This window comes from Staphylococcus capitis subsp. capitis (assembly GCF_040739495.1).
In the GTDB taxonomy this organism is placed as follows: Bacteria; Bacillota; Bacilli; order Staphylococcales; family Staphylococcaceae; genus Staphylococcus; species Staphylococcus capitis.
Genome location: NZ_CP145263.1, coordinates 1,147,960 through 1,170,224, shown reverse-complemented (window position 1 = coordinate 1,170,224; position 22,265 = coordinate 1,147,960). Strand labels below are relative to the sequence as shown.

Sequence of the window (22,265 nt, the reverse complement as noted above, 5' to 3'; positions counted from 1 at the left end):
GTTACTCCTCCTCTTTCATCGTCTTAAACATTTTTAAAGCGTGTTGACTTAATAAATGCTGTTCATCAATAGAAACTGCTTGTTCAAAATAAGCAATAGCTTCATCAACATCTTCTTTTTTCATATAGCTTGCTAGGCCGAGATTATATATAGCATCTACATGTTCAGGGTCAATTTTTAATACGTGATTTAACTGATTAATGGCTTGTTCAAACATTTCGAGCTGGCATAAGACAAGTCCATATTGAAATTGAATCTCAACATCATCGTTATCGTCTTTTTCAGCTGCAGTCATCAAGAATGGTAATGCTTCTTTAAAAGCTTCTAATTGGTTAAATGACATTCCAATCATATAATTACAATCTACAGTAGCTACATTGTTTTTTAATGCCTTTTGATATAATTTAATTGCTTCTTTAAAGCGACCTTGATTATAGTAAACATTCGCTAAATTATAATATACAGCACCATTAGACGGATCAATAGTAATCGCTTTTTGGAAGAAACGCTCGGCTTTTTCTATTTCTCCTGCATCAGATAACACAATTCCTGCATTAATGTAGTTTTCAACTGCATTAGGATTTTCTTCTATATTTTCGAAAAGTGCTTTTAAAGCATCTTCGAACTTACCATCTTTAATATATTGATAAATTTGATTCTGTTCATGCATCATTCGTACCTCGTTTCTAAATAATTATAACATGCTTAAAAAATAAAAACCGTTAACCCAAAGATAGTCATCTTATGAATTAACGGTATTCAAGTTCAAGGTTTAAACTACGTAACTAAGTTGACCTTCATTTTTATATACATCATCTATAGTAGCTCCACCTAAGCAGACTTCTTCATTGTAAAAAACAACCGCTTGTCCAGGAGTAATTGCGCGTACAGGTTGATCGAAAGTTACACGAATTGAAGATTCATCCTCTTTTTTAACGAATACTTTTGTATCTTTCTGACGATAACGAAATTTCGCAGTACATTCGAAACCATGCTCTAAGTCAATTTCATTTTCATTAACAAATGAGAAATCTGAAGCGATTAAGTAATCACTATATAAAGCATCATGATGGAAGCCTTGCTCAACATATAATAAATTGTCATCTAAATTTTTACCTACAACAAACCATGGATCTCCATCTCCACCTATTCCTAAGCCATGACGTTGTCCTATTGTATAATACATTAAACCGCTATGTTGTCCCATTTTTTTACCATCTAATGTTACCATGTCACCTGATTGTGCTGGTAAATATTGCGATAAAAATTCCTTGAAGTTTCTTTCACCAATGAAACAGATTCCTGTAGAATCTTTTTTCTTAGCTGTAGCTAAATCTTGTTCTTCTGCGATTCGTCTAACTTCACTTTTTTCAATGTCACCAATTGGGAACATAACTTTAGAAAGTTGTTCTTGTGATAGTTGGTTTAAAAAGTAAGTTTGATCTTTATTATTATCTACACCACGTAACATTTCTACATGCCCATCCTCATGTCGACGTATACGAGCATAATGTCCAGTTGCGACATAGTCAGCACCTAATTTCAAAGCATGCTCTAAGAATGCTTTGAATTTAATTTCTTTATTACACATTACATCAGGATTTGGTGTGCGTCCTTTTTTATATTCATCTAAAAAGTAAGTAAATACTTTGTCCCAATATTCTTCTTCAAAGTTAACTGCGTAATATGGTATACCAATTTGGTTACATACTGCAATGACATCATTGTAATCTTCTGTGGCGGTACATACACCATTTTCATCAGTGTCATCCCAGTTCTTCATAAAAATACCTATAACGTCATAACCTTGCTCTTTTAATAGGTGTGCAGTTACTGAACTATCAACACCTCCAGACATACCAACGACTACGCGTATATCTTTATTTGACACTATGATTCCTCCTTAAATTTATGATAAATTTTATGAATTTCGGCTACTATATATTTAATTTGTTGTTCGTTCATTTGTTCATTAAAGCTAAATCTAACAGAATGTTTTGCACGTTCTTCATCTTCAAACATTGCTGCTAAAACATGTGACGGTGTTGTAGAACCTGCTGTGCAAGCTGACCCAGATGATACGTATACATTAGAGAGGTCTAGTAGAGTTAACATTGTTTCAACATCAATAAATGGGAAATAAAGATTTAAAATATGACCTGTTGAGTCTGTCATAGAACCATTAAGTTCGAACGGGATTGCACGTTCTTGCAAACTAACTAAGAATAATTCTTTTAAATTCATTAAATGAACATTATTTGCGTCACGATGTTGGACTGCTAATTCCAAAGCTTTAGTAAGTCCAACTATTTGAGGAACATTCTCAGTACCAGCTCGACGTTTCGTTTCTTGTTCCCCACCTAGCTGATTAAATTCAAGCGGAGTATGGTCCTTTACTAAGAGTATACCAGCACCTTTAGGGCCCCCAAATTTATGTCCAGTTACACTCATTGTATCAATTTTGAAATCATGAAAGTCAATTTCTAAATGACCAATAGCTTGTACAGCGTCAACATGGAATAACGCATTAGTTTCAGCAATAATGTCCTCAATGTCATACATATTTTGAACAGTACCAACTTCATTATTAACAAACATAATTGATACAAGAATTGTTTTATCTGTGATTGTTTCACGTAATTGATCTAAATCAACCGCTCCAGTATCATCTACATCTAAATATGTTACGTCATAGCCTTCTCGTTCAAGTTGCTCAAATACATGTAAAACGGAATGATGTTCAATTTTAGAAGTAATAATATGATTTCCTAATTGTTCATTCGCTTTAACTAATCCTTTGATTGCAGTATTATTAGATTCCGTAGCACCACTTGTAAATATCACTTCATGAGGTTTTGCACCTAATAGTTGTGCAACTTTTCGGCGTGATTGATCTAAATATTTACGTGCATCTCTACCTATTGAGTGAATAGAAGATGGATTACCATAATGTTCTTTATATATTTCCATCATTGCATCAACGACTTCTGTTTTTACTGGTGTGGTCGCGGCATAATCTGCATAAACTTCCATGTGTGGACACTCCTCGTCATGTTATCAATGTTCCTATAATAGCACCAATACTTGCTTTTTTCTACCTTTCTGTTTATGGAAAGAATTCTTATTTCTATAATATTTTAACATCTTAAATAGTAATTTTTCGATGATTAATCTTTAATGAAACTCATTTTCCAAAAAGATGAAACCTTTCTATGCATGAGCATATAAATGTTGCATTCAATATACAGTTGTTATACTTCAACTATTAAATTGTCATGAAAGGAAGCTATAAAATGAAAGATATTAAATTATCAGCATTAAATCTTGTACCTATTAGAGAAGGTCAAGACGATAAAGACGCTATTAATGACATGGTTAAATTAGCTCAAGGTTTAGATGAATTAGGTTACGAACGTTATTGGATAGCTGAACATCACAACGCTCCAAATTTAGTTAGTTCTGCTACGGCATTACTTATTCAACATACTTTAGAACATACGGAAAGAATTAAAGTAGGTTCAGGTGGAATTATGTTACCTAATCACGCACCACTTATAGTGGCCGAACAATTTGGCACGATGGAAACACTTTTCCCACATCGCGTTGATTTAGGTTTAGGTCGCGCGCCTGGTACAGATATGATGACTGCTAGTGCATTAAGACGTGACCAACATAATGGTGTATACCAATTTCCTGAAGAAGTCGAACAACTAGAGAAATACTTCGGACCGGGGAATCAACAAGCATATGTAAGAGCTTACCCTGCTGTAGGTAAAAATGTTCCTCTTTATATACTAGGCTCTTCAACTGATTCTGCTCATGTGGCTGCTAGAAGAGGATTGCCATATGTATTTGCCGGACATTTTGCGCCTCAACAAATGAAAGAAGCTATTCAAATATATAAAGAGTTATTTGAGCCTTCTGTTGTGTTAAGCGAACCTTATGTCATTGTATGTTTAAATGTGATTGTCTCAGATACAGATACGCATGCAGAATATTTAGCAAGCACAATGGCTCAAGTAATGGTGAGTATTACAAGGGGCAGAATGCAACCTGTTCAACCGCCAACTGATGATTTAAAAGGATTACTTACTCCGAGAGAATATGAACTAGCTAAACAACGTTTCAGTGGCTCTTTAATTGGCTCAGAGGATTCTGTTAAGCGTCAACTTGAAGACTTTATAAAGGAATATGGAGAAATTGATGAGCTAATGGCAATAAGTTACATCTATGATCAAGATAAACAACTTGAATCTTATCAAAGATTACAAAAAGTAATTCAGTCATAATATAAAATAAAGGGAGGGCGTCTGCTCTCCCTTTATAACTGTATGGTTAAGACTTATTTGTCGTCTTTGTCTTTTTTGTCGTCGTCTCCGCCACCAGTGTATTCGTTAATTTTATCTTTTGCTTTGTTAACTTGTTCGTTATCGCTATCCTTGAATTTTTCTGCTGCTTCTTTTGCTTTATCCATGAAACTCATAAATAATAGCTCCTTTCGAATTTGAAAAATTATTTTTTGCTTATTAATAAGGTCACTCGCTTTATCTTTGACATTTACAACGAATTCATTCGTTTCGCCATAAGCACTGTTTTACGGACCTTCACTTTCAAGTTCTTGGTTGATGGTAGCATTTCCAATTGACTCTTTGACGTTAGCTTAAGTTTATTTAAACTTAATTTCGTCTGCCATACTTACTACCTCTTCTATGTATTAATTGTTATACCACTTGAAAATGAGGATAAACATTCTTAATTAAATTTTTCTATAAAAATTTAGGATTTATGCGATTAATGAGTATAATTCTAACTTAAATAGATTACTAAAATGTTAAATATAGAACATATAGCCATCTAAATCTTCATTGGTTTCTTTATAATCAGCAAGATATTTTAAAGTTGTGTTATCTAACACATCTCGAACTGAATCTCTCATTCTCAACCATAATTGTTTCTGTGCAGGTGGTTCAGATTCAATACTTTCTACAAACGTAATCGGACCTTCAAGTAAGCGAATAATATCGCCTGCTGTGATTTCATCAGCTGGTACTCTAAGTTGATAACCACCTTTAGCACCACGCACACTTCGAATTAATCCAGCATTTCTTAAAGGGCCGACTAATTGTTCAAGATATAAATCACTTAGTTTATTTTCTTCAGCAATAGACTTTAAAGATACACAACCTTGACCTTCTCTTTTAGCAAGAGAAATCATCAATGTTAATCCGTATCTCCCTTTTGTTGATATTTTCATTGTATAACCTCACTTAATTCGAATTATATATTCCCATTCTATCATTTTTTACGTTAAGATAATATTAGAAAGGTGTGACAAATGTGAGTACAGAACCTCTAGCGTCTCGAATGAGGCCTATGAATATAGATGAGATTATATCACAACAGCATCTGGTTGGTTCTAAAGGTATAATTAGAAGAATGGTCGAGACTAAACGACTTTCTTCAATGATATTTTATGGACCTCCAGGTATTGGTAAAACGAGTATTGCCAAAGCCATTTCTGGAAGTACACAGTTTAAATTTAGACAATTAAATGCTGTAACAAATACTAAAAAGGATATGCAAATGGTTGTTGAAGAAGCCAAAATGTCTGGCCAAGTCATCTTGCTACTTGATGAGATACATCGTTTAGATAAAGCAAAGCAAGACTTTCTTTTGCCTCATTTAGAAAATGGCAAAATTGTCTTGATAGGAGCCACAACGTCTAATCCATATCATGCGATTAACCCAGCTATCCGTTCTAGAGCTCAAATTTTTGAACTTTATCCTTTAGATGACCATGATGTAAGAATTGCACTTGATCGTGCAATTGAGGATAGTGATAGAGGTCTTAAAAGTTATCATCCTAATGTAGACGAAGATGGTATGGAGTACTTTTCCACTCAAAGCCAAGGTGATGTAAGAAGTGCTCTAAATGCTTTAGAGTTAGCAGTTCTCAGTGCAGAGGTAGTTGAAAACCAACGTCACATTACATTAGATGATGCTAAAGATTGTTTACAAAAAGGTGCTTTTGTGAGCGATAAAGATGGCGATATGCACTATGATGTAATGAGTGCTTTTCAGAAATCAATTCGAGGTAGTGACGTTAATGCAGCATTACATTATTTAGCACGACTTATTGAAGCTGGAGACTTACCTACCATTGTAAGGCGTTTATTAGTCATTAGTTACGAAGATGTTGGCCTAGCTTCACCCTCTGCGGGGCAACGAACATTAGCGGCAATTCAGTCAGCTGAACGTCTTGGATTTCCTGAAGCTAGAATTCCACTTAGCCAAGCTGTGATAGAACTGTGTTTATCACCTAAATCTAATTCAGGAATCACAGCTATAGATAGTGCTTTGAGTGATATTAGAAAAGGTTTAGTAGGACAAATACCAGACTATTTAAAAGATGGTCATTACTCTGGTGCTAAAGACTTAGGAAGAGCAATAGGCTATAAATATCCTCACAATTATGAAAATGGTCACGTCGTGCAACAATATTTACCAGACAAACTTAAAAATAGAATTTACTATGAACCTAAAACAACGTCTAAGAGTGAACAACAATTTAAAGATGTTTATGAAAATTTATTAAACAAAAAATAAAAGTTAGCTATATTCCAATAATAAGATAGTCGAATAGTAGTTATATGCAACTTCTGTTCACTCTATCCTATGGAATATAAGCTAACTTTTTTGAGGTTACTGACCTTTATCTTTAATACGTCTAACTGGAATATCTTTTAAAATATCATTAATAACATAGCTTGCACATATGAGTCCTACCACACTTGGTACAAAGGCGTTAGATGAAGGTGGCATTTGACCTTTACGATTAATCGCATTTTTATCGCCAACAGTTTCTTTTACATCTCCACGAATCACAATTGGACTTTCATCAGAGAATACGACTTTGACTCCTTTTCTAATGCCTTGTCTTTTTAATCTATTTCTAATCACCTTGGCCATTGGATCTGTATGCGTTTTAGAAATATCTGCAATTTCAAAACGTGTAGGATCCGTTTTATTTGCTGCACCCATACTTGAAATCATATCAATTCCACGCTCTAGACATTCTTTCATAAGGTGTACTTTATAAATAATGGTATCACTCGCATCAATAAAGTAGTCTATATGATAATTATTAAAAATTTGTTCATATGTCTCTTCTGTATAAAACATATGAAGCGACGTTACTTTACAATCTGGATTAATCAATTTAATTCGCTCTTCCATAAGCGTGACCTTACTTTGACCTATCGTAGATGTTAATGCATGAATTTGTCTATTAACGTTTGTAATATCAACATCATCTTTGTCAATAAGTATAATATGACCAATATTTGTTCTAGCAAGTGCTTCTGCAGCGAAAGATCCGACTCCTCCGATACCAAGAACTGCTACAGTTTTATTTTTTAATAAATCTAAGCCTTCTTGACCAATTGCCAATTCATTTCTGGAAAATTGATGTTTCATTCTGTACTCCTTTATCAAACTAAACCTTAATTAGCTTTTCATTTATATATGTATATTCATTATTGTAAAAATTCACATAAAAATACGCAAGACCGAAGTCTTGCGTATCGATAGAGTCCGTAGGTGCCGTAGTTGTAAATAGCTTGATCATTCGGCCTGCTATATACAGGTGGGTGCCCTGTTTCTCGTTTTGCAAGTCCTCCTATCGAGGCGTGTGCGCTGCGAGAAAACCTATTGGGCTCCCTGATCAAAGAGTGTTAGGCCCAAATAAAAAGCAAACTTACGTACACCACAGATGACTATCTTATGAAATAATCTTACCACAAATTCGAATTTAAAGAAATTTTTAAACTCAAAGTAACAACTTTTTTATGTCTAAATTTTTAACTTTAGTAAGCGGTATTGAGTTTTCATCTAGGTCCACATTGCCCGAGGGATTTCTTATCGAAATCCTTTATGTCGGGAGCCTAACCCCAACTTGCATTGCTCGTAGAATTTCTTTTTGAAATTCTCTATGTTGGGGCCCCTAGTGTCTGATTCGTAGTGAGAGTTCTTCTAGTTGTTTGTCTGATACTTCTCCTGGTGCGTCTGTTAATAGGCATGTTGCTGATGCTGTTTTAGGGAATGCGATTGTATCTCTTAGGTTTGTTCTGTTAGTGAGTAACATCACTAGTCTGTCTAATCCTAATGCTATACCGCCGTGTGGTGGTGCACCGTATTTAAATGCATCAAGTAAGAAGCCGAATTGTTCTTGTGCTTGTTCAGTAGAGAATCCTAAAACTTCGAACATTTTTTGTTGTAATTCACCATCATGTATTCTTATTGATCCCCCACCAAGCTCATAACCATTTAATACGATATCGTATGCGTTTGCTTGAACATTTTCAGGTTCAGAATCTAGTTTCGAAATATCTTCTTGTTTAGGAGATGTGAATGGATGATGTGCAGCAACATAACGTTTAGCATCTTCATCATATTCGAGTAATGGCCAATCAGTTACCCATAAGAAGTTTAATTTAGACTCGTCGATTAATCCTAATTCTTTGGCCAATTTAATACGTAACGCTCCTAAACTTTGAGCAACCACACTAGGTTTATCGGCTACAAACATAACTAAATCACCAGGTTTAGCTCCAGTCAATGTTTTTAATGTTCCTACATTAGCATCTTCAAAGAATCTAGCGATTGGGCCACTTAAGCCATCTTCGACTACTTTAACCCAAGCTAATCCTTTAGCACCGTAAATATTTACAAATTCAGTTAATGAATCCATATCTTTACGTGTATATTGATCCGCAGCACCTTCAGCAACAATTGCTTTAATTTCGCCTTCATTTTCAACAGTATCTTTAAAGACTTTGAAATCCATGTCTTTACCTAATTGAGATACATTAATGAGTTCCATATCAAAGCGTGTATCAGGTTTATCTGAACCATATCGGTCCATAGCTTCAGCGTATGTCATACGTGGGAACGATTCCTCTACATCGATACCTTTAACATCTTTAACAACTTTACGTAACATCTCTTCGCCCATTGAAATAACATCTTCTTGATCAACAAAACTCATTTCAATATCTACTTGCGTAAACTCAGGTTGACGGTCTGCACGTAAATCTTCATCACGGAAACACTTAACGATTTGATAATATTTATCAAAACCACTTATCATTAATAATTGTTTAAACAGCTGAGGTGATTGAGGTAAAGCGTAAAATTCACCTTCATGAACACGTGAAGGTACTAAATAGTCACGAGCACCTTCTGGTGTAGATTTAGTTAATACTGGCGTTTCTATATCGAAGAAGCCATTATCATCTAAATATTGACGAATTGAACGTGTTGTTTGATGTCTCATTTTGAAAGTTTGAGCTAATTCTTGTCTACGTAAATCTAAATATCTATATTTTAAGCGGATGTTCTCGTCTACATTGACGTTTTCTTCGTTAATTGCAAACGGAGGCGTTTCTGACTTATTAATAATCTCTATATTTGAAACTTGAACTTCTACTTGCCCTGTTTTAATTTTAGGATTAATTGTTTCTGGGTCACGTTTAGTAACAACACCTTGTACTTCTACAACATACTCAGAACGTACTGTTTCAGCTACTTTTAAGGCCTCTTCTGAAAAGTCCGGATTGAAAACGATTTGAACAATACCTTCACGATCTCTTAAATCTACAAAAATTAATCCTCCGAGATCACGGCGATTGTGTACCCATCCTTTTAAAGTTACCTTTTCATCTAATAAATCTTCTGTGACTAAACCACAATATGTTGTTCTCTTACTCAAAGTTATACTCCCTTTCTACTTTTTAAAATAATTAATTAACTGATCAAGTTGTATATTTTCTGACTCGCCTGTAGTCATATTTTTAATTGCAATGGAATTATTCTCAAGTTCTTGATCGCCAATAACAATTGTATATTTTGCATTTAATCTATCGGCTTGTTTCATTTGTCCTTTAATTTTTCTATTGAGATAATCTTTATCAGCTTTCACATCATTTTTTCGTAAGTCATTTAAAAGCTTCACTGCATAACGATCAGCTTCCTCACCCATCGTTACGATAAATAAATCAAACTTTTCTTCAATATCTAACTCAATACCTTCTTCTTCTAGTGCAAGTAAGAGTCTTTCAATACTTAAAGCAAATCCAATACCTGTTTCACTTGGTCCATCTAATAACTGTAGTAAACCATTATAACGACCGCCACCGCATAATGTAGTGATAGCTCCATCATAGTTTGGATTATCCATCATAAGTTCAAATGCTGTGTGGGTATAATAATCCAGACCTCTTACTAGATTTGGGTCTTCTACATAAGGAATATTTAAGTCATCTAAATGATGTTTTACTTGTTCATAGTATGCTTTAGAATCATCATTAAGATAATCTGTTATACGAGGTGCGGTTTTGATTGCTTCTTTGTCTCTGTCAATTTTACAATCTAAAATACGCATCGGATTTGTGTGCAAACGAGATTGGCAGTCTGAACAAAACGTATCAATAACAGGTTCAAAATGGTTAACAAGCGCTTCGTTATATTCTTTTCGTGATTCACTATCACCGATACTATTAATAACGAGTTTAAGATGTTTTAAACCAAAAGATTCGTAAATGTGCATTACCATAGCTAAAACTTCAGCATCTATACTCGGATTTTCAGCACCAATCGCCTCTACACCAAATTGATTAAATTGACGATAACGTCCTTTTTGTTTACGTTCATATCTGAACATAGGACCGTTATAATATAATTTAACAGGTTGATTAGGATTACCTTGCATTTTATGTTCTATATAAGAACGAACAACCGCTGCAGTACCTTCAGGTCGTAAAGTTAAACTACGATCTCCTTTGTCTTTAAAGGTATACATCTCTTTTTGAACTACATCGGTAGAATCGCCAACACCTCTTGCGAATAGTTCAGTACTTTCAAATATAGGTGTGCGAATTTCTTTATAATTATATAATTCCATGAGTTCATCTAATTTATTCTCAATGTGGCGCCATTTGATTGAATCTTCAGGTAAGATATCTTGCGTGCCTCTTGGAATCTTTATCATATCATTGTCTCCTTTGTCGTTAGTTTCAGAATAGGTCATCATGACGACTAAGGTGATGATTATCCCCAATTAAGAAAATAAAAAGTCCCTTGTATAGTTTAAAACTATACAAGGGACGTAATAACCGTGTTGCCACCCTAATTGATCAGTCTCTTAATAAGAGCTTGACCCACTCAATACGCTTAACGTGCGTAAGCCGACATTAGTTTCCTAAAGTACCTCTTCTTGTGTTCAAGAATTAAACTACTCAGTACAATCTTACAGCCTAGGATTGTATTTCTGCGCAATACTTTGCTACCTTTTTCGTTTAATCTTCCAAGAATAATAATGGTTTTATTTATAAAGTTCATTAATTATGATAACGAGTTTTATTTTAATTTGCAAGTTCTATGATGAGAAATATTGTTTAAGACCATCAACTACTGCTTGCTCTACGACATGACGATGTAGTTGGTCTTTAATCATATTTTCATCGGTTGGATTACTAATATATCCAAGTTCTAACAATACAGCTGGCACATCAGTTTGTCGGAGTACTTGATAATTCTGTTGTCGCGCACCTCTATTAGTAAGCAAGGCTTTTTTCTGGATATTAGAATTTAATGTTTGAGCGAGCGATTCTTGATTATCTTGTAACCAATAAACGGTTGCACCGTTAGCATTAGAGGAATCTAAAGAGTCATTATGTATACTGATAAATGCGTCGCCTTTAATATTTCTATCATCTAAAGACACATATTTATCTGTGGTGCGAGTCATTTTGACTTTGGCACCTTCTTTTTCAAGTAATATTTTAAGTTCTTTAGCAGTTTTCAAAGTGTAATTCTTTTCTAAACTTTTAGAGGGGGTGTTACTTGATGCACCCTGGTCACTACCACCATGACCAGGATCAAGTACAATTGTTTTACCTTTAAGAGGATTAGAAGCTTTAGAGTTGTCAGCATGTATATTTAAGTTAGTATGCCAACCGGCAACCCAGCCTTTTTCTGTTCCAGCCCGATTTTGGACTTCTATCCATTTACCTTGTTTATCTACTTTCTTAAAGCTATCACCTTTTTCAATTTTGTAAATGATAGGATAGGCTGCATTAGGACCTGTTCTTAATTCAGCATTTTCAGTGATTGTAATCTGACCAGTATCCTCATCACCTTGATTGAGAAACATAAATAACAAAATAATAAATAGAATGAATGCTATGACTACTACAAGTGTAAGCCAATTTTTTAGGCCATGTCGTGTTAACCAAGCATCTATTTTGTTCATAGAATTTTTCCATCCTGTGATTCATAGATTATAGTAACAGGACCATCGTTGTTAATTTCAACATTCATGTGTGTACCAAATTCGCCTGTTTTAACAGTTAAACCGTATGATTCTAATTCCTCATTAAATCTTTCATAAAGTTGTTTCGCTTCTTCAGGGCTTTTTGAATTTGAAAATCCAGGACGATTACCTTTCTTAACATCTGCATAAAGTGTGAATTGAGATACAGATAAGATTTGTCCATCAACTTGTTGAATATTAAGGTTTAATTTGTCATTTTCATCTTCAAATAATCGAGCGTTAGCAATTTTTTTGGCAACGATTTTGATATCTTCTTCAGTAGAATCTTTGCCTACACCTACTAGTAAACAAAATCCTCTCTCGATTTCATTATCGATAGAATCATTTATTACTCTTGCATGTTTAACTCTTTGTACAATTATCTTCATTTCTTTTGCACCTCTAGTTCCAAACTCTCGATACTGTATATACGTCACCTAGTTGTTTTATCTTTTCAACGACGCGATAAACATCGTTAACATTTTTCACCATCACGCTAATATTTATCACAGCATTTTTGTCTACATCAGAACGACCTGAAACTTTAATTAAACTACCTGCTGTCGAATTAACAGCTTGTAGCACTTCATTAAGTAAACCATTTCTATCGTATGCTGTCACTTCTAAATCAACTTGATAACGTTGAGTTGAATCTTTAGATTTAACCCACTCTACAGAAATCAACCGGTCTGTCTCGTTTTTTATATTTGGACAATCTGTACGGTGAACTTTTATACCGTGACCTTTGGTGATATATCCTACAATATCATCACCAGGTATAGGATTACAACATTTTGACAGTTTGATAAGGACGTTTTCTAATCCTTCAACATATACACCACTGTCAGTAATAATATCTTCTTTAATAGGAACTGATTTTGTAACTTCTTGGGCTTCATTTAAAGCTTTCTGTTTATCTAATATTCGTTGTTTTTCAGTTAGTTTATTAACAATTTGTACGGAAGTTACGCCACCAAATCCTACAGCCGCAAATAAATCCTCGTCGTTTGCAAAATGATACTTATCATTTACAACCTCTAAATTCTTTTCGGTTAAAACATCTTCAACACGGAATCCCTGTTCCTTAATTTCTGCTTCAACCATAAATTTACCTTTTTCAATATTTGAGGAGCGGTCTTGTTTTTTAAAGAAACTTTTAATTTTACTTTTCGCACTTGAAGATTTTACGATTTTCAACCAATCACGACTCGGTCCATATGAGTGTTTACTGGTACGTATTTCAATGATATCACCTGTTTGTAGTACATAATCAATAGGTACAATTTTGCCATTTACTTTTGCACCGATCATTTTATTACCTACTTCACTATGTATGGCATAAGCGAAATCAATAGGCACTGCTCCATATGGCAATTCAATAACGTCACTCGCAGGTGTAAACGCATAAACTTTGTCGCTTTGTAAATCGTATTTTAAAGACTCCATAAATTCTTGAGCATCAGTGGAGGTACGATCTGTTTCAGCTAGTTCTTTTAACCAATTAAGTTTGTTTTGGAAATCTTGAGTTTTCTCATTAACCGTTTTTCCCTCTTTATAAGCCCAGTGAGCCGCTACACCGTGTTCGGCAATTTCATGCATTTCATATGTTCTAATTTGTATCTCGAGTGGATCACCATTAGGACCTACAACTGTAGTATGAAGAGATTGATACATATTTTGTTTTGGCATAGCTATATAATCTTTAAACCTACCCGGCATAGGTTTCCATAATGTATGAACAAGACCTAAAATGGCGTAACAATCATTAATTGAATTAACAATGATACGTATTGCTAATAAATCAAAAATTTGATCAAATTGTTTTTTCTGTTTCATCATTTTACGGTAAATACTATAAATATGTTTAGGTCTACCATTAATCTCACCAGAAAGGTTCATTTTTTCCATTTCTGCTTCAATTTTGTTTATCGCATTATCTATATATGCTTCACGTTCACTACGTTTTTTCTTCATTAGATTTACAATACGGAAGTATTGGACGCTATCAATATATCTTAAAGCTGTATCTTCTAATTCCCATTTGATTGTGTTAATACCTAAACGATGCGTAAGTGGAGCATATATCTCCAAAGTTTCCTTTGAAATTCTGACTTGCTTCTCTCTAGGCATTGCTTTCAATGTTCTCATATTATGCAGACGGTCTGCTAACTTCACTAAAATAACTCGAACATCTTTAGCGATGGCTATAAATAGTTTTCTATGGTTTTCAGCTTGTTGCTCTTCTTTAGAGCGATATTTAACTTTTTTAAGTTTTGTTACACCATCTACAATACGAGCAACCTCTTCATTGAACATATCTTTAACATCTTCAAATGTATAAGGCGTGTCTTCTATGACATCATGTAGAAAGCCGGCTACGATTGTAGGCCCATCGAGTCTCATCTCAGTTAATATACCTGCAACTTGAATAGGATGCATGATATAAGGTAAGCCATTTTTTCTAAACTGACCCTGATGGGCTTCATAAGCGATATGATAACTCTTAAGTACATATTCATATTCACTTGCCGATAAATATGATTTAGCTTTATGAAGAACCTCATCCGCACTATATGGATATTCGTTGTTCAAATTATGACACCCCACTCAAATTTATTACTATTACATACCTTAGTATTTAAACGCTAAATAAACGAGTTAATTTATTTGCTTTTATAGGTTTTTGATTTTGAAAATTAAAATATAATATATTTGTAAAATTCTGATTATATTAAATCTATGCCCTTATCCATACAATAAGTAATACTTACTTCCACTTTACTATAACTTTTACCCTAACTTAAATAAGGTAGTTCACTTTAATTTAAATAATAGTTCTATGATACTACAATTTTTTAAATAAATAAACGTGGGTAGACTTTAAAGCTTACAATCTATTTATTAAATTTCGCTAAAATAAGGTTACTTTTGCAAATATAAAAAAGCTATATCCTGTATTAAAATTTAAATAATACAAGATATAGCTTTGAACATAACTTTAGTTATTCATCATATGAAATAAGACTCATGACATCATAATCTTTTATCTTTTCAATACCATGTAGATATTTTAATTCGATAATAAATGCAATACCTACAACGATGCCACCTAATTTCTCTACAAGTTTAATTGCCGCTTCAATTGTACCACCCGTAGCGAGTAAATCGTCTGTAATCAACACACGTTGACCTGGTTTAATCGCATCTTTGTGCATAGTTAAAATGTTTGTACCGTACTCTAAACTATATTCGTAACGAATAACCTCTCTAGGTAATTTACCTTCTTTACGCACAGGAGCAAATCCAATCCCCATAGAGTATGCCACTGGACAACCAATAATAAATCCTCTAGCTTCTGGCCCTACTACAACATCAACATCTCTTTCTCTCGCATACTCCACGATTTGATCAGTCGCGTATCCATATGCTTTACCATTATCCATAATTGTAGTTATATCTTTAAAACTTACTCCCGGTTTTGGCCAATCTTGAACTTCTGAGACATATTGTTTTAAATCCATTAAATTTCCTCCTAAATTTTAACTCAATTGAGACATTATCCAATTCTTAATATTTGAAAAGTCATCGTACAGTAATCTTTTTTCTACTTCTATTCGAGATTGTCTTAATTGGTAAAGACGACTCGTCTCGATATCTTTTTTACTAGAGTGTGAATTTATTTTAATAAGACCATCCTCGTTGTAAATAAAATTAAGCTCATTAAAAACTTTAAGCATAAACTTTAATATTTCTGGCTTAACTTTTAAAAACTCACACAACATCATACCCTCTTTAGCTAAATTTGTTTCTTGTTTGTTAATTAAAGCTTTAAAACATTCTTTAAACAATGCTTTGCTTGGCATACCTTCAAAATAAATTGATTGATCATGTTGCAAAACAAGATAAAGCTGGGAAAATTGTAATTGTTTAAGCGTTTCTTCAATTTCATTCATTGTTGTAGGTAAATCTCTGAGAACTACTTTATCATATTGTGATTCTATAGTTTCACCATAATAATAATGATGCTCATTGGTTTTATCCTTTTTAGGATGAATCACATATGCTGTATTAGAATTATTTTCAGTGAATTGAAGATGCTTACGTTTGCTTCGATAATCTAAGATTTGTATTGTTTCTGTAGCAATATCTTGAATAATTAATTGGGGTGATTGATTTCCATTCCATTCATTGATTTGAAGGTTACCTATTAAATTAAGTGGTTGCCCCATTTCGATTTCTTTAGCAAGATGTCCATAACTCCAGTAAAGTGCCGCTAATTGATTCTCCCCAAGTGCCACTTTTAAATGTTTACCTTCTTGGCCTATAGCTTTAATCGATTTAACATTTAAATCATTAACTTCAAATATAGGACTATTAAAGTCTGTACCAAAAGGACGCAATTTTTGTATATCTTGGATATTTTTAACAGTAATTTCACTCTCATTGAGCAGTACATCTACATGTTTACGTGGTGCTAAAGATGTTGATTCTGAAAGTTGCTTCATCCACTCGTTAAGACCTTTTCGTAGTTCATCAATATTTTCTATATCCATAGTCATACCAGCAGCCATATGATGACCACCAAATTTAGTAATTAAATCTTGATGAGCATTCAAAATTTCAAACATTGACACTTGTTCTATCGAACGAGCAGAGCCTTTAGCATGATTTTGCTCCAAATCAATATTCAAGACTAGAGTTGGCAGAGCATAAGTTTCAACAATCTTAGATGCTACAATACCGAGTACTCCTTCATGCCAATTCTCTTTAGCTAATAATAAAAATAAGTTTCCTTGTTGAACTTGTTCCTCAGCTAATGAAAGCGCCTCTTCAGTAATTTCTGCTACAATATCTTTTCTTTCTTGATTGAAATGCTCCACTTGTTCAGCTAAAAATTCTGCTTCCTCAAACTCATCTACCATTAATAATTCAGCAGCTAGTGATGCATCTTCTAATCTACCTACCACATTGAGTCGAGGTCCAATGATAAACCCAATTGTTTCTTCGTTGATTTGATCATTATAACCTGCTTGTTTCAATATAGCATTGATAGAAACGGGTGTCTGATCATTTAATATTTTCAATCCTCTTTTAACTATTGAACGATTTTCATCTGTTAAAGACACTAAATCTGCAATCGTTCCTATAGCTGCTAATGCTATAAATTGTTGAGGTGGATGACTTAATAAAGCTTGCGATAACTTATATGCAACACCAGCACCACAAAGATATTTAAACGGATAGTCAAAATCCGGGTGCATAGGATGTACAATGGCTAATGCCTCTGGTAAAGTACGTCCAATCTCATGATGATCTGTCACAATGACATCCACACCGAGGTCTTGAACCATTTTAATTTCATCATGACCTTGTATTCCATTATCCACTGTAATGATTAGTGAGATCCCCTCATCATATGCATTACGAAAGGCAAGTTCATTAGGTCCATAACCTTCAGAAAACCGATTAGGAATATACCATCCTACTTGAGCACCCAATTGCTGTAATGTATTAACAAGAATAGTTGTTGAAGTGACACCATCAGCATCATAATCGCCATAGACTAAAATACGTTCATTTTTATCAATAGCTAAATTTATGCGATCAATTGCTTTTTGCATATCACTTAATAACCAAGGGTCATGGTCAAGTACTTTATCTTCTAATACATCTAAAATATTATTTTCTTGAACTAGATTCTTGCTTTCCAAAACTTTTTTTACAATAGGTGAAAGATTAAGTTTCTTAGCAAGATCATCTGTTATGTATTCAGTTGGCTGGGCTAAATCCCAATGATATCTTGATTTAATCATAACAATCGTCCTCATTTCCAAAAGTCATTATACCGAACTTTATTTAAAATAAAAAGTACAACCCGTTAAGGATTAAATAATTTCAACAAAAACTGTCAATCAAGTATTAAATACTTAATTGACAGTTAACTAATAGATTAAACTAAGATTTTTTCATCATTTGATTTTTTCTCTTTATAAACCGTTAATTTATTGTTTGGAGATTTCTTCAATTGACGTTTTTTCATGATACCCCAAAGCGGTACGGCGATAAATACAGATGAGAACACTCCTGAGATTAAACCAATTAATAACGCTAATGAGAAGTTAAATATAGTTGGTGCACCAAAGATGAGTATAGCAACAACTACAACTACAACCGTTAAGACCGTATTAATTGAACGTGTCATTGTTTGTCTAATTGATCTATTAACAATATCGTCAATTTGCTCAGGTGACGTAACCACCTTAACTTTATGCAAGTTTTCTCGAACACGATCGAAAGTAACAATTGTATCATTAATAGAATAACCTACAATTGTTAATACAGCTGCGATAAATGTTAAGTCAACTTCTAATCTAAATAAACTAAATACTGCTACGATTATAAATATGTCATGTAATAACGCAAGTACTGCAGATAAGCCCATTCGCCATTCAAATCGAAGTGATACATAAATAATAATACCTATTGAAGCTAGGATTAACGCTGTCATAGCATTTTTAGCGAGTTCTTGACCGATTAATGGTGATACTGAGTTAATTTGTGGTGTATCACCAAACTCTGATTTAATTTTATCACTTAGCTTATTATCTTCTGCTCTTGATAAATTTTTCTTGAATTGTACAGTAGCATTTTTATGACCGCTGCCATTAATTTGAACTTGATCTGGCGATAAGCCGACATCTTTAACAGCTTTTTCGACTTTACCTTGAGTGAGTGATTGATTCGTCTCAATATCTGCTCTTGTACCAGAAGAGAAATCAATACCTAAATTAAGTTTAAAGATTGATAAAATAAATAAACCAACTATGACGATTAAAATACTTAACGCAATAAGCGGTTTTGCTAACTTAACGAAATTCCACTTTTCAAATGATGTTTTAAGGTCATGAACATCTTTACCCTCATTAATGTCATGGCGATCTTTCTTCTTAACTCCAAATAACCAATATTTTTTCTTAAAGAAGTTAGATGATACTAATAATGATAATAGTCCACGTGACAAGAAGACAGCTGTAACGAATATCATTAAAATACCTAATAGTAACATCGTTGCGAAACCTTTAACTGAGCTCTCACCGAAGAAGAACAGCACAGCTGCAGCAATAACAGTTGTTAAGTTTGAGTCAAAGATCGTTAGGAATGAACTTTTGTTTGCTTTAGAATATGCCTGCTTGAGCGTTCGACCTATTCTTAGTTCATCTTTAATCCGCTCATACATAATAATGTTAGCATCAACAGCCATACCTACACCAAGCACAAGTGCGGCAAGTCCAGGTAATGTTAACACACCAGAAATAAAGTTAAATGCAACTAATGTTAGGTAAATGTAAGTAGTCAATGCAATAATTGCTACTAAACCTGGTAATCTGTAGAAGCCTAGCATAAATAGATAAATTATTCCTACACCTATAAATGAAGCGAATATTGTTTTATCTAGAGCATCTTGACCAAATTGTGCGCCAACTGAATTAGAATAAATTTCTTTAAGATCTACAGGTAACGAACCGGCATTTAGTAATTCAGCGATTTGCTTAGCTTCTTTAACACCTTTTTTACCATTGAAACCACCGGAAATTTCGACGCTATCTGAATTAATTGGCTGATCTACGTTTGCGGCAGAAACATATTTAGGGTCTTTACCTTCTTGTTGCTTCTTAGCCTCTTTCTTGTAACTATCACCCTTTTTATAGTCCATCCAGACAACCATAACATTGTCACGTTTTTTTGAAATCTTTTCAGTAACCTTTTTGAATTTTTCTTTGCTTTTAACCTTAAATGTTACTGTTGGTTGATCTTGTTTAAATTCTTGTTTGGCTGAACCTTGTTTGATATCTGAACCAGACATTAAAACATGGTCTTGAGCGTCCCTAATTGTTAAATTCGCTTGCGTAGATAACAATTTACGTGCTTGAGCTTGGTCCTTAATACCAGCTAATTGAACACGTATACGGTTAGGATCTTCAATTTGAATTTTAGGTTCTGAAACACCTAGAACATTAACTCGGTTTTCGAGTGTTCTTGATGTTGCTTGAAGTGCTTTCTTGTCTATCTTTTCTCCTTTATCTAAAGGATTAACTTGATAAAGTACTTCGAAACCACCTTGTAAATCAAGTCCTAAATTAACATTTTTAACTACATTCTTATATGTAAGTCCCATTCCTGTAAAAAGAAGAGCCACAAGTAGTATGAATGCAATTAATCTACTAGTTTTCTTCACATGAACACCTCATTATTTACTTATGTATTTAGCATACTTGATGATTATTTTATCATGCAAGTTAAAATGATATTACGTTCACTTTAACGACCTATCTATATTAACATACTACACTGAATAGTGAAATTATTGGCTTAATTTATAACTTTTAAACAAATTTAACATAATGATTTGTATAAAAAAAAGTGGAACTCCTTTTAAAGAGTCCCACTTTTAATTAAAACTGACCTCATATTATGAAGGGTCAACTTGTTTGATGGCTGGTTTCTCGAAAGTCATTTCCGTACCATGACCATTAACTGTAATGACTACTGTTGTTTCATCAACAGATTTAACAGTACCTTTAATACCGCCTATTGTAGTAACCTTTTGTCCTGATTCTACACGGCTAATCATTTCACGATGCTCTTTAGCACGTTTTTGTTGTGGTCTAATTAAAAAGAACCACATTAATACCAATAATAAAATTGGTAAAATCAATGATGTGAATTGGCCCATTGTTAAATTCTCCTTTTAAAAGTTCTTAGGGTTCTCTACATTTAATCCATACTGTTCAAAGAACGCATCTTTAAAGTCTAAAAGACGGTCTTCTCGAATGGCTTGTCTTATATCTTCCATTAATTTTAGCAGAAAATGTAAATTATGAATAGTAGTAAGACGGATACCAAAAGTTTCTTCCGCTTTGATTAAATGTCTAATATATGCTCTTGAATAATTACGACAAGTATAACAGTCACAATTATCATCTAATGGTCCAAGGTCATCTGCATATTTTGCATTTTTGATAACTACACGACCTTTTGAAGTCATACATGTACCATTTCGAGCGATTCTAGTAGGAAGCACGCAATCAAACATATCCATGCCTCTGATGCTACACTCTATTAATGCATCAGGTGAGCCTACCCCCATAAGATATCTAGGTTTATCTTTAGGCATAAATTGTTCGGTATGTTCAACCATGTCATACATAACTGGCTTCGGTTCTCCCACAGACAGACCTCCGATAGCATAGCCAGGAAAATCAAGGTCAACAAGCTCTTTCGCACTTTGCTCACGTAAATCTTTGTATTCTCCACCTTGAATAATACCGAACAATGCTTGCTCTTCGGGACGCTGATGCGCTTTTAAACATCTTTCTGCCCAGCGTGTGGTTCTTTCAATTGAGTTTTTAACATAATCGTATTCAGATGGCATGGGCGGACATTCATCAAACGCCATCATGATATCTGAACCTAAATCATTTTGTATTTGCATAGACTTTTCAGGGCTAAGGAAAAGTTTAGAACCATTAGTATGATGTCTAAATTCAACGCCCTCTTCAGTTATTTTACGCAAATTACTCAAACTGAAAACTTGAAATCCACCAGAGTCTGTTAAAATCGGACCATCCCAATTCATGAATTGATGTAGGCCCCCAGCTTGCTTGATGATATCATTTCCAGGTTGTAGCCACAAATGATATGTGTTGCCCAAAATGATTTTTGCTTCAATATCTTTAAGTTCTTCAGGGCTCATCGTTTTAACTGTAGCTTTTGTTCCCACAGGCATAAACATCGGTGTCTCAAATGAACCATGTGGTGTATGTACAATACATAATCTTGCCCCTGATTGTTTACATGTTTTAATATGCTCATAAGTTACCGCAGGCATACTTTA

Annotated in this window: 18 protein-coding genes and 1 other RNA gene; 2 read left to right on the top strand and 17 right to left on the bottom strand. The window is 33.9% G+C overall.

Features of this window, described 5'->3' with window-relative positions; genetic code table 11:
* Position 1 precedes the first annotated feature (1 nt).
* The 3 genes from V6C74_RS05910 to V6C74_RS05900 all read right to left on the bottom strand — a co-directional run bounded on the left by V6C74_RS05910 (position 2) and on the right by V6C74_RS05900 (position 3,033).
* On the bottom strand, positions 2-670 hold the full coding sequence (locus V6C74_RS05910) for a tetratricopeptide repeat protein (RefSeq protein WP_016898208.1): 669 nt from the start codon (positions 668-670) through the stop codon (positions 2-4).
* A 102-nt stretch (positions 671-772) separates the two neighbouring features.
* Complete coding sequence (mnmA, locus tag V6C74_RS05905) at positions 773-1,891, bottom strand: tRNA 2-thiouridine(34) synthase MnmA (RefSeq protein ID WP_002436098.1); 1,119 nt, start codon at positions 1,889-1,891, stop codon at positions 773-775.
* Entirely contained in the window at positions 1,891-3,033 is a 1,143-nt protein-coding gene (locus tag V6C74_RS05900; RefSeq protein ID WP_002436113.1) for a cysteine desulfurase family protein, read from the bottom strand. The genes mnmA and V6C74_RS05900 overlap by 1 nt, the downstream gene beginning before the upstream one ends.
* Positions 3,034-3,293: 260 nt before the next feature.
* Between V6C74_RS05900 and V6C74_RS05895 the strand changes: the two genes are divergently transcribed.
* Positions 3,294-4,289 carry an LLM class flavin-dependent oxidoreductase gene (locus V6C74_RS05895; protein WP_016898209.1) on the top strand — a complete coding sequence of 332 codons (996 nt, stop codon included), beginning with the start codon at positions 3,294-3,296 and terminating at the stop codon, positions 4,287-4,289.
* Positions 4,290-4,342: 53 nt separating this feature from the next.
* Here the strand turns inward: V6C74_RS05895 and V6C74_RS05890 are convergent, their stop codons facing one another.
* Together V6C74_RS05890 and V6C74_RS05885 are read right to left on the bottom strand one after the other, a co-directional pair.
* Positions 4,343-4,483 carry an SAS049 family protein gene (locus V6C74_RS05890; protein WP_002436115.1) on the bottom strand — a complete coding sequence of 47 codons (141 nt, stop codon included), beginning with the start codon at positions 4,481-4,483 and terminating at the stop codon, positions 4,343-4,345.
* Between the two features lie 348 nt (positions 4,484-4,831).
* On the bottom strand, positions 4,832-5,254 hold the full coding sequence (locus tag V6C74_RS05885; RefSeq protein WP_002436108.1) for an Rrf2 family transcriptional regulator: 423 nt from the start codon (positions 5,252-5,254) through the stop codon (positions 4,832-4,834).
* Between the two features lie 83 nt (positions 5,255-5,337).
* Between V6C74_RS05885 and V6C74_RS05880 the strand changes: the two genes are divergently transcribed.
* Positions 5,338-6,606: a replication-associated recombination protein A gene (locus V6C74_RS05880; protein ID WP_002453388.1), complete on the top strand. Its 1,269-nt coding sequence runs from the start codon at positions 5,338-5,340 to the stop codon at positions 6,604-6,606.
* A gap of 96 nt (positions 6,607-6,702) precedes the next feature.
* Here V6C74_RS05880 and V6C74_RS05875 read toward each other — a convergent pair whose 3' ends face one another.
* The 12 genes from V6C74_RS05875 to tgt all read right to left on the bottom strand — a co-directional run bounded on the left by V6C74_RS05875 (position 6,703) and on the right by tgt (position 22,259).
* Entirely contained in the window at positions 6,703-7,476 is a 774-nt protein-coding gene (locus tag V6C74_RS05875; RefSeq protein ID WP_016898210.1) for a ThiF family adenylyltransferase, read from the bottom strand.
* A gap of 110 nt (positions 7,477-7,586) precedes the next feature.
* Positions 7,587-7,777, bottom strand: a non-coding RNA gene (gene ssrS, locus V6C74_RS05870) — 6S RNA.
* 225 nt (positions 7,778-8,002) lie between these two features.
* On the bottom strand, positions 8,003-9,769 hold the full coding sequence (gene aspS / locus V6C74_RS05865; RefSeq protein ID WP_002453390.1) for an aspartate--tRNA ligase: 1,767 nt from the start codon (positions 9,767-9,769) through the stop codon (positions 8,003-8,005).
* 15 nt (positions 9,770-9,784) lie between these two features.
* Entirely contained in the window at positions 9,785-11,047 is a 1,263-nt protein-coding gene (gene hisS / locus V6C74_RS05860; RefSeq protein WP_002453391.1) for a histidine--tRNA ligase, read from the bottom strand.
* Positions 11,048-11,434: 387 nt separating this feature from the next.
* Entirely contained in the window at positions 11,435-12,310 is an 876-nt protein-coding gene (locus V6C74_RS05855) for an N-acetylmuramoyl-L-alanine amidase (RefSeq protein WP_002453392.1), read from the bottom strand.
* Positions 12,307-12,759 carry a D-aminoacyl-tRNA deacylase gene (dtd, locus tag V6C74_RS05850; RefSeq protein WP_002436106.1) on the bottom strand — a complete coding sequence of 151 codons (453 nt, stop codon included), beginning with the start codon at positions 12,757-12,759 and terminating at the stop codon, positions 12,307-12,309. Before dtd ends, V6C74_RS05855 begins: the two co-directional genes overlap by 4 nt.
* Before the next feature lie 13 nt (positions 12,760-12,772).
* Positions 12,773-14,962 carry a bifunctional (p)ppGpp synthetase/guanosine-3',5'-bis(diphosphate) 3'-pyrophosphohydrolase gene (locus tag V6C74_RS05845; protein ID WP_016898212.1) on the bottom strand — a complete coding sequence of 730 codons (2,190 nt, stop codon included), beginning with the start codon at positions 14,960-14,962 and terminating at the stop codon, positions 12,773-12,775.
* Between the two features lie 410 nt (positions 14,963-15,372).
* Positions 15,373-15,891, bottom strand: a complete 519-nt coding sequence (locus tag V6C74_RS05840) for an adenine phosphoribosyltransferase (protein WP_002453394.1) — start codon at positions 15,889-15,891, stop codon at positions 15,373-15,375.
* Positions 15,892-15,909: 18 nt separating this feature from the next.
* Positions 15,910-18,183, bottom strand: a complete 2,274-nt coding sequence (gene recJ / locus V6C74_RS05835; protein WP_049389012.1) for a single-stranded-DNA-specific exonuclease RecJ — start codon at positions 18,181-18,183, stop codon at positions 15,910-15,912.
* Positions 18,184-18,320: 137 nt separating this feature from the next.
* Positions 18,321-20,606, bottom strand: a complete 2,286-nt coding sequence (gene secDF, locus V6C74_RS05830; protein WP_016898214.1) for a protein translocase subunit SecDF — start codon at positions 20,604-20,606, stop codon at positions 18,321-18,323.
* 234 nt (positions 20,607-20,840) lie between these two features.
* Positions 20,841-21,104, bottom strand: a complete 264-nt coding sequence (gene yajC / locus V6C74_RS05825) for a preprotein translocase subunit YajC (protein ID WP_002436110.1) — start codon at positions 21,102-21,104, stop codon at positions 20,841-20,843.
* 15 nt (positions 21,105-21,119) lie between these two features.
* Positions 21,120-22,259: a tRNA guanosine(34) transglycosylase Tgt gene (gene tgt, locus V6C74_RS05820; protein ID WP_002453397.1), complete on the bottom strand. Its 1,140-nt coding sequence runs from the start codon at positions 22,257-22,259 to the stop codon at positions 21,120-21,122.
* Positions 22,260-22,265: the final 6 nt, after the last annotated feature.

What these genes read in the sequence shown, in the direction of transcription:
- V6C74_RS05910 (WP_016898208.1), bottom strand. Translation starts at nt 670, where the DNA reads ATGCATGAACAGAATCAAATTTATCAATATATTAAAGATGGTAAGTTC.
- V6C74_RS05900 (WP_002436113.1), bottom strand. Translation starts at nt 3,033, where the DNA reads ATGGAAGTTTATGCAGATTATGCCGCGACCACACCAGTAAAAACAGAA.
- V6C74_RS05895 (WP_016898209.1), top strand. Translation starts at nt 3,294, where the DNA reads ATGAAAGATATTAAATTATCAGCATTAAATCTTGTACCTATTAGAGAA.
- V6C74_RS05890 (WP_002436115.1), bottom strand. Translation starts at nt 4,483, where the DNA reads ATGAGTTTCATGGATAAAGCAAAAGAAGCAGCAGAAAAATTCAAGGAT.
- V6C74_RS05885 (WP_002436108.1), bottom strand. Translation starts at nt 5,254, where the DNA reads ATGAAAATATCAACAAAAGGGAGATACGGATTAACATTGATGATTTCT.
- V6C74_RS05875 (WP_016898210.1), bottom strand. Translation starts at nt 7,476, where the DNA reads ATGAAACATCAATTTTCCAGAAATGAATTGGCAATTGGTCAAGAAGGC.
- hisS (WP_002453391.1), bottom strand. Translation starts at nt 11,047, where the DNA reads ATGATAAAGATTCCAAGAGGCACGCAAGATATCTTACCTGAAGATTCA.
- V6C74_RS05855 (WP_002453392.1), bottom strand. Translation starts at nt 12,310, where the DNA reads ATGAACAAAATAGATGCTTGGTTAACACGACATGGCCTAAAAAATTGG.
- dtd (WP_002436106.1), bottom strand. Translation starts at nt 12,759, where the DNA reads ATGAAGATAATTGTACAAAGAGTTAAACATGCAAGAGTAATAAATGAT.
- V6C74_RS05840 (WP_002453394.1), bottom strand. Translation starts at nt 15,891, where the DNA reads ATGGATTTAAAACAATATGTCTCAGAAGTTCAAGATTGGCCAAAACCG.
- recJ (WP_049389012.1), bottom strand. Translation starts at nt 18,183, where the DNA reads ATGATTAAATCAAGATATCATTGGGATTTAGCCCAGCCAACTGAATAC.
- yajC (WP_002436110.1), bottom strand. Translation starts at nt 21,104, where the DNA reads ATGGGCCAATTCACATCATTGATTTTACCAATTTTATTATTGGTATTA.
- tgt (WP_002453397.1), bottom strand. Translation starts at nt 22,259, where the DNA reads ATGCCTGCGGTAACTTATGAGCATATTAAAACATGTAAACAATCAGGG.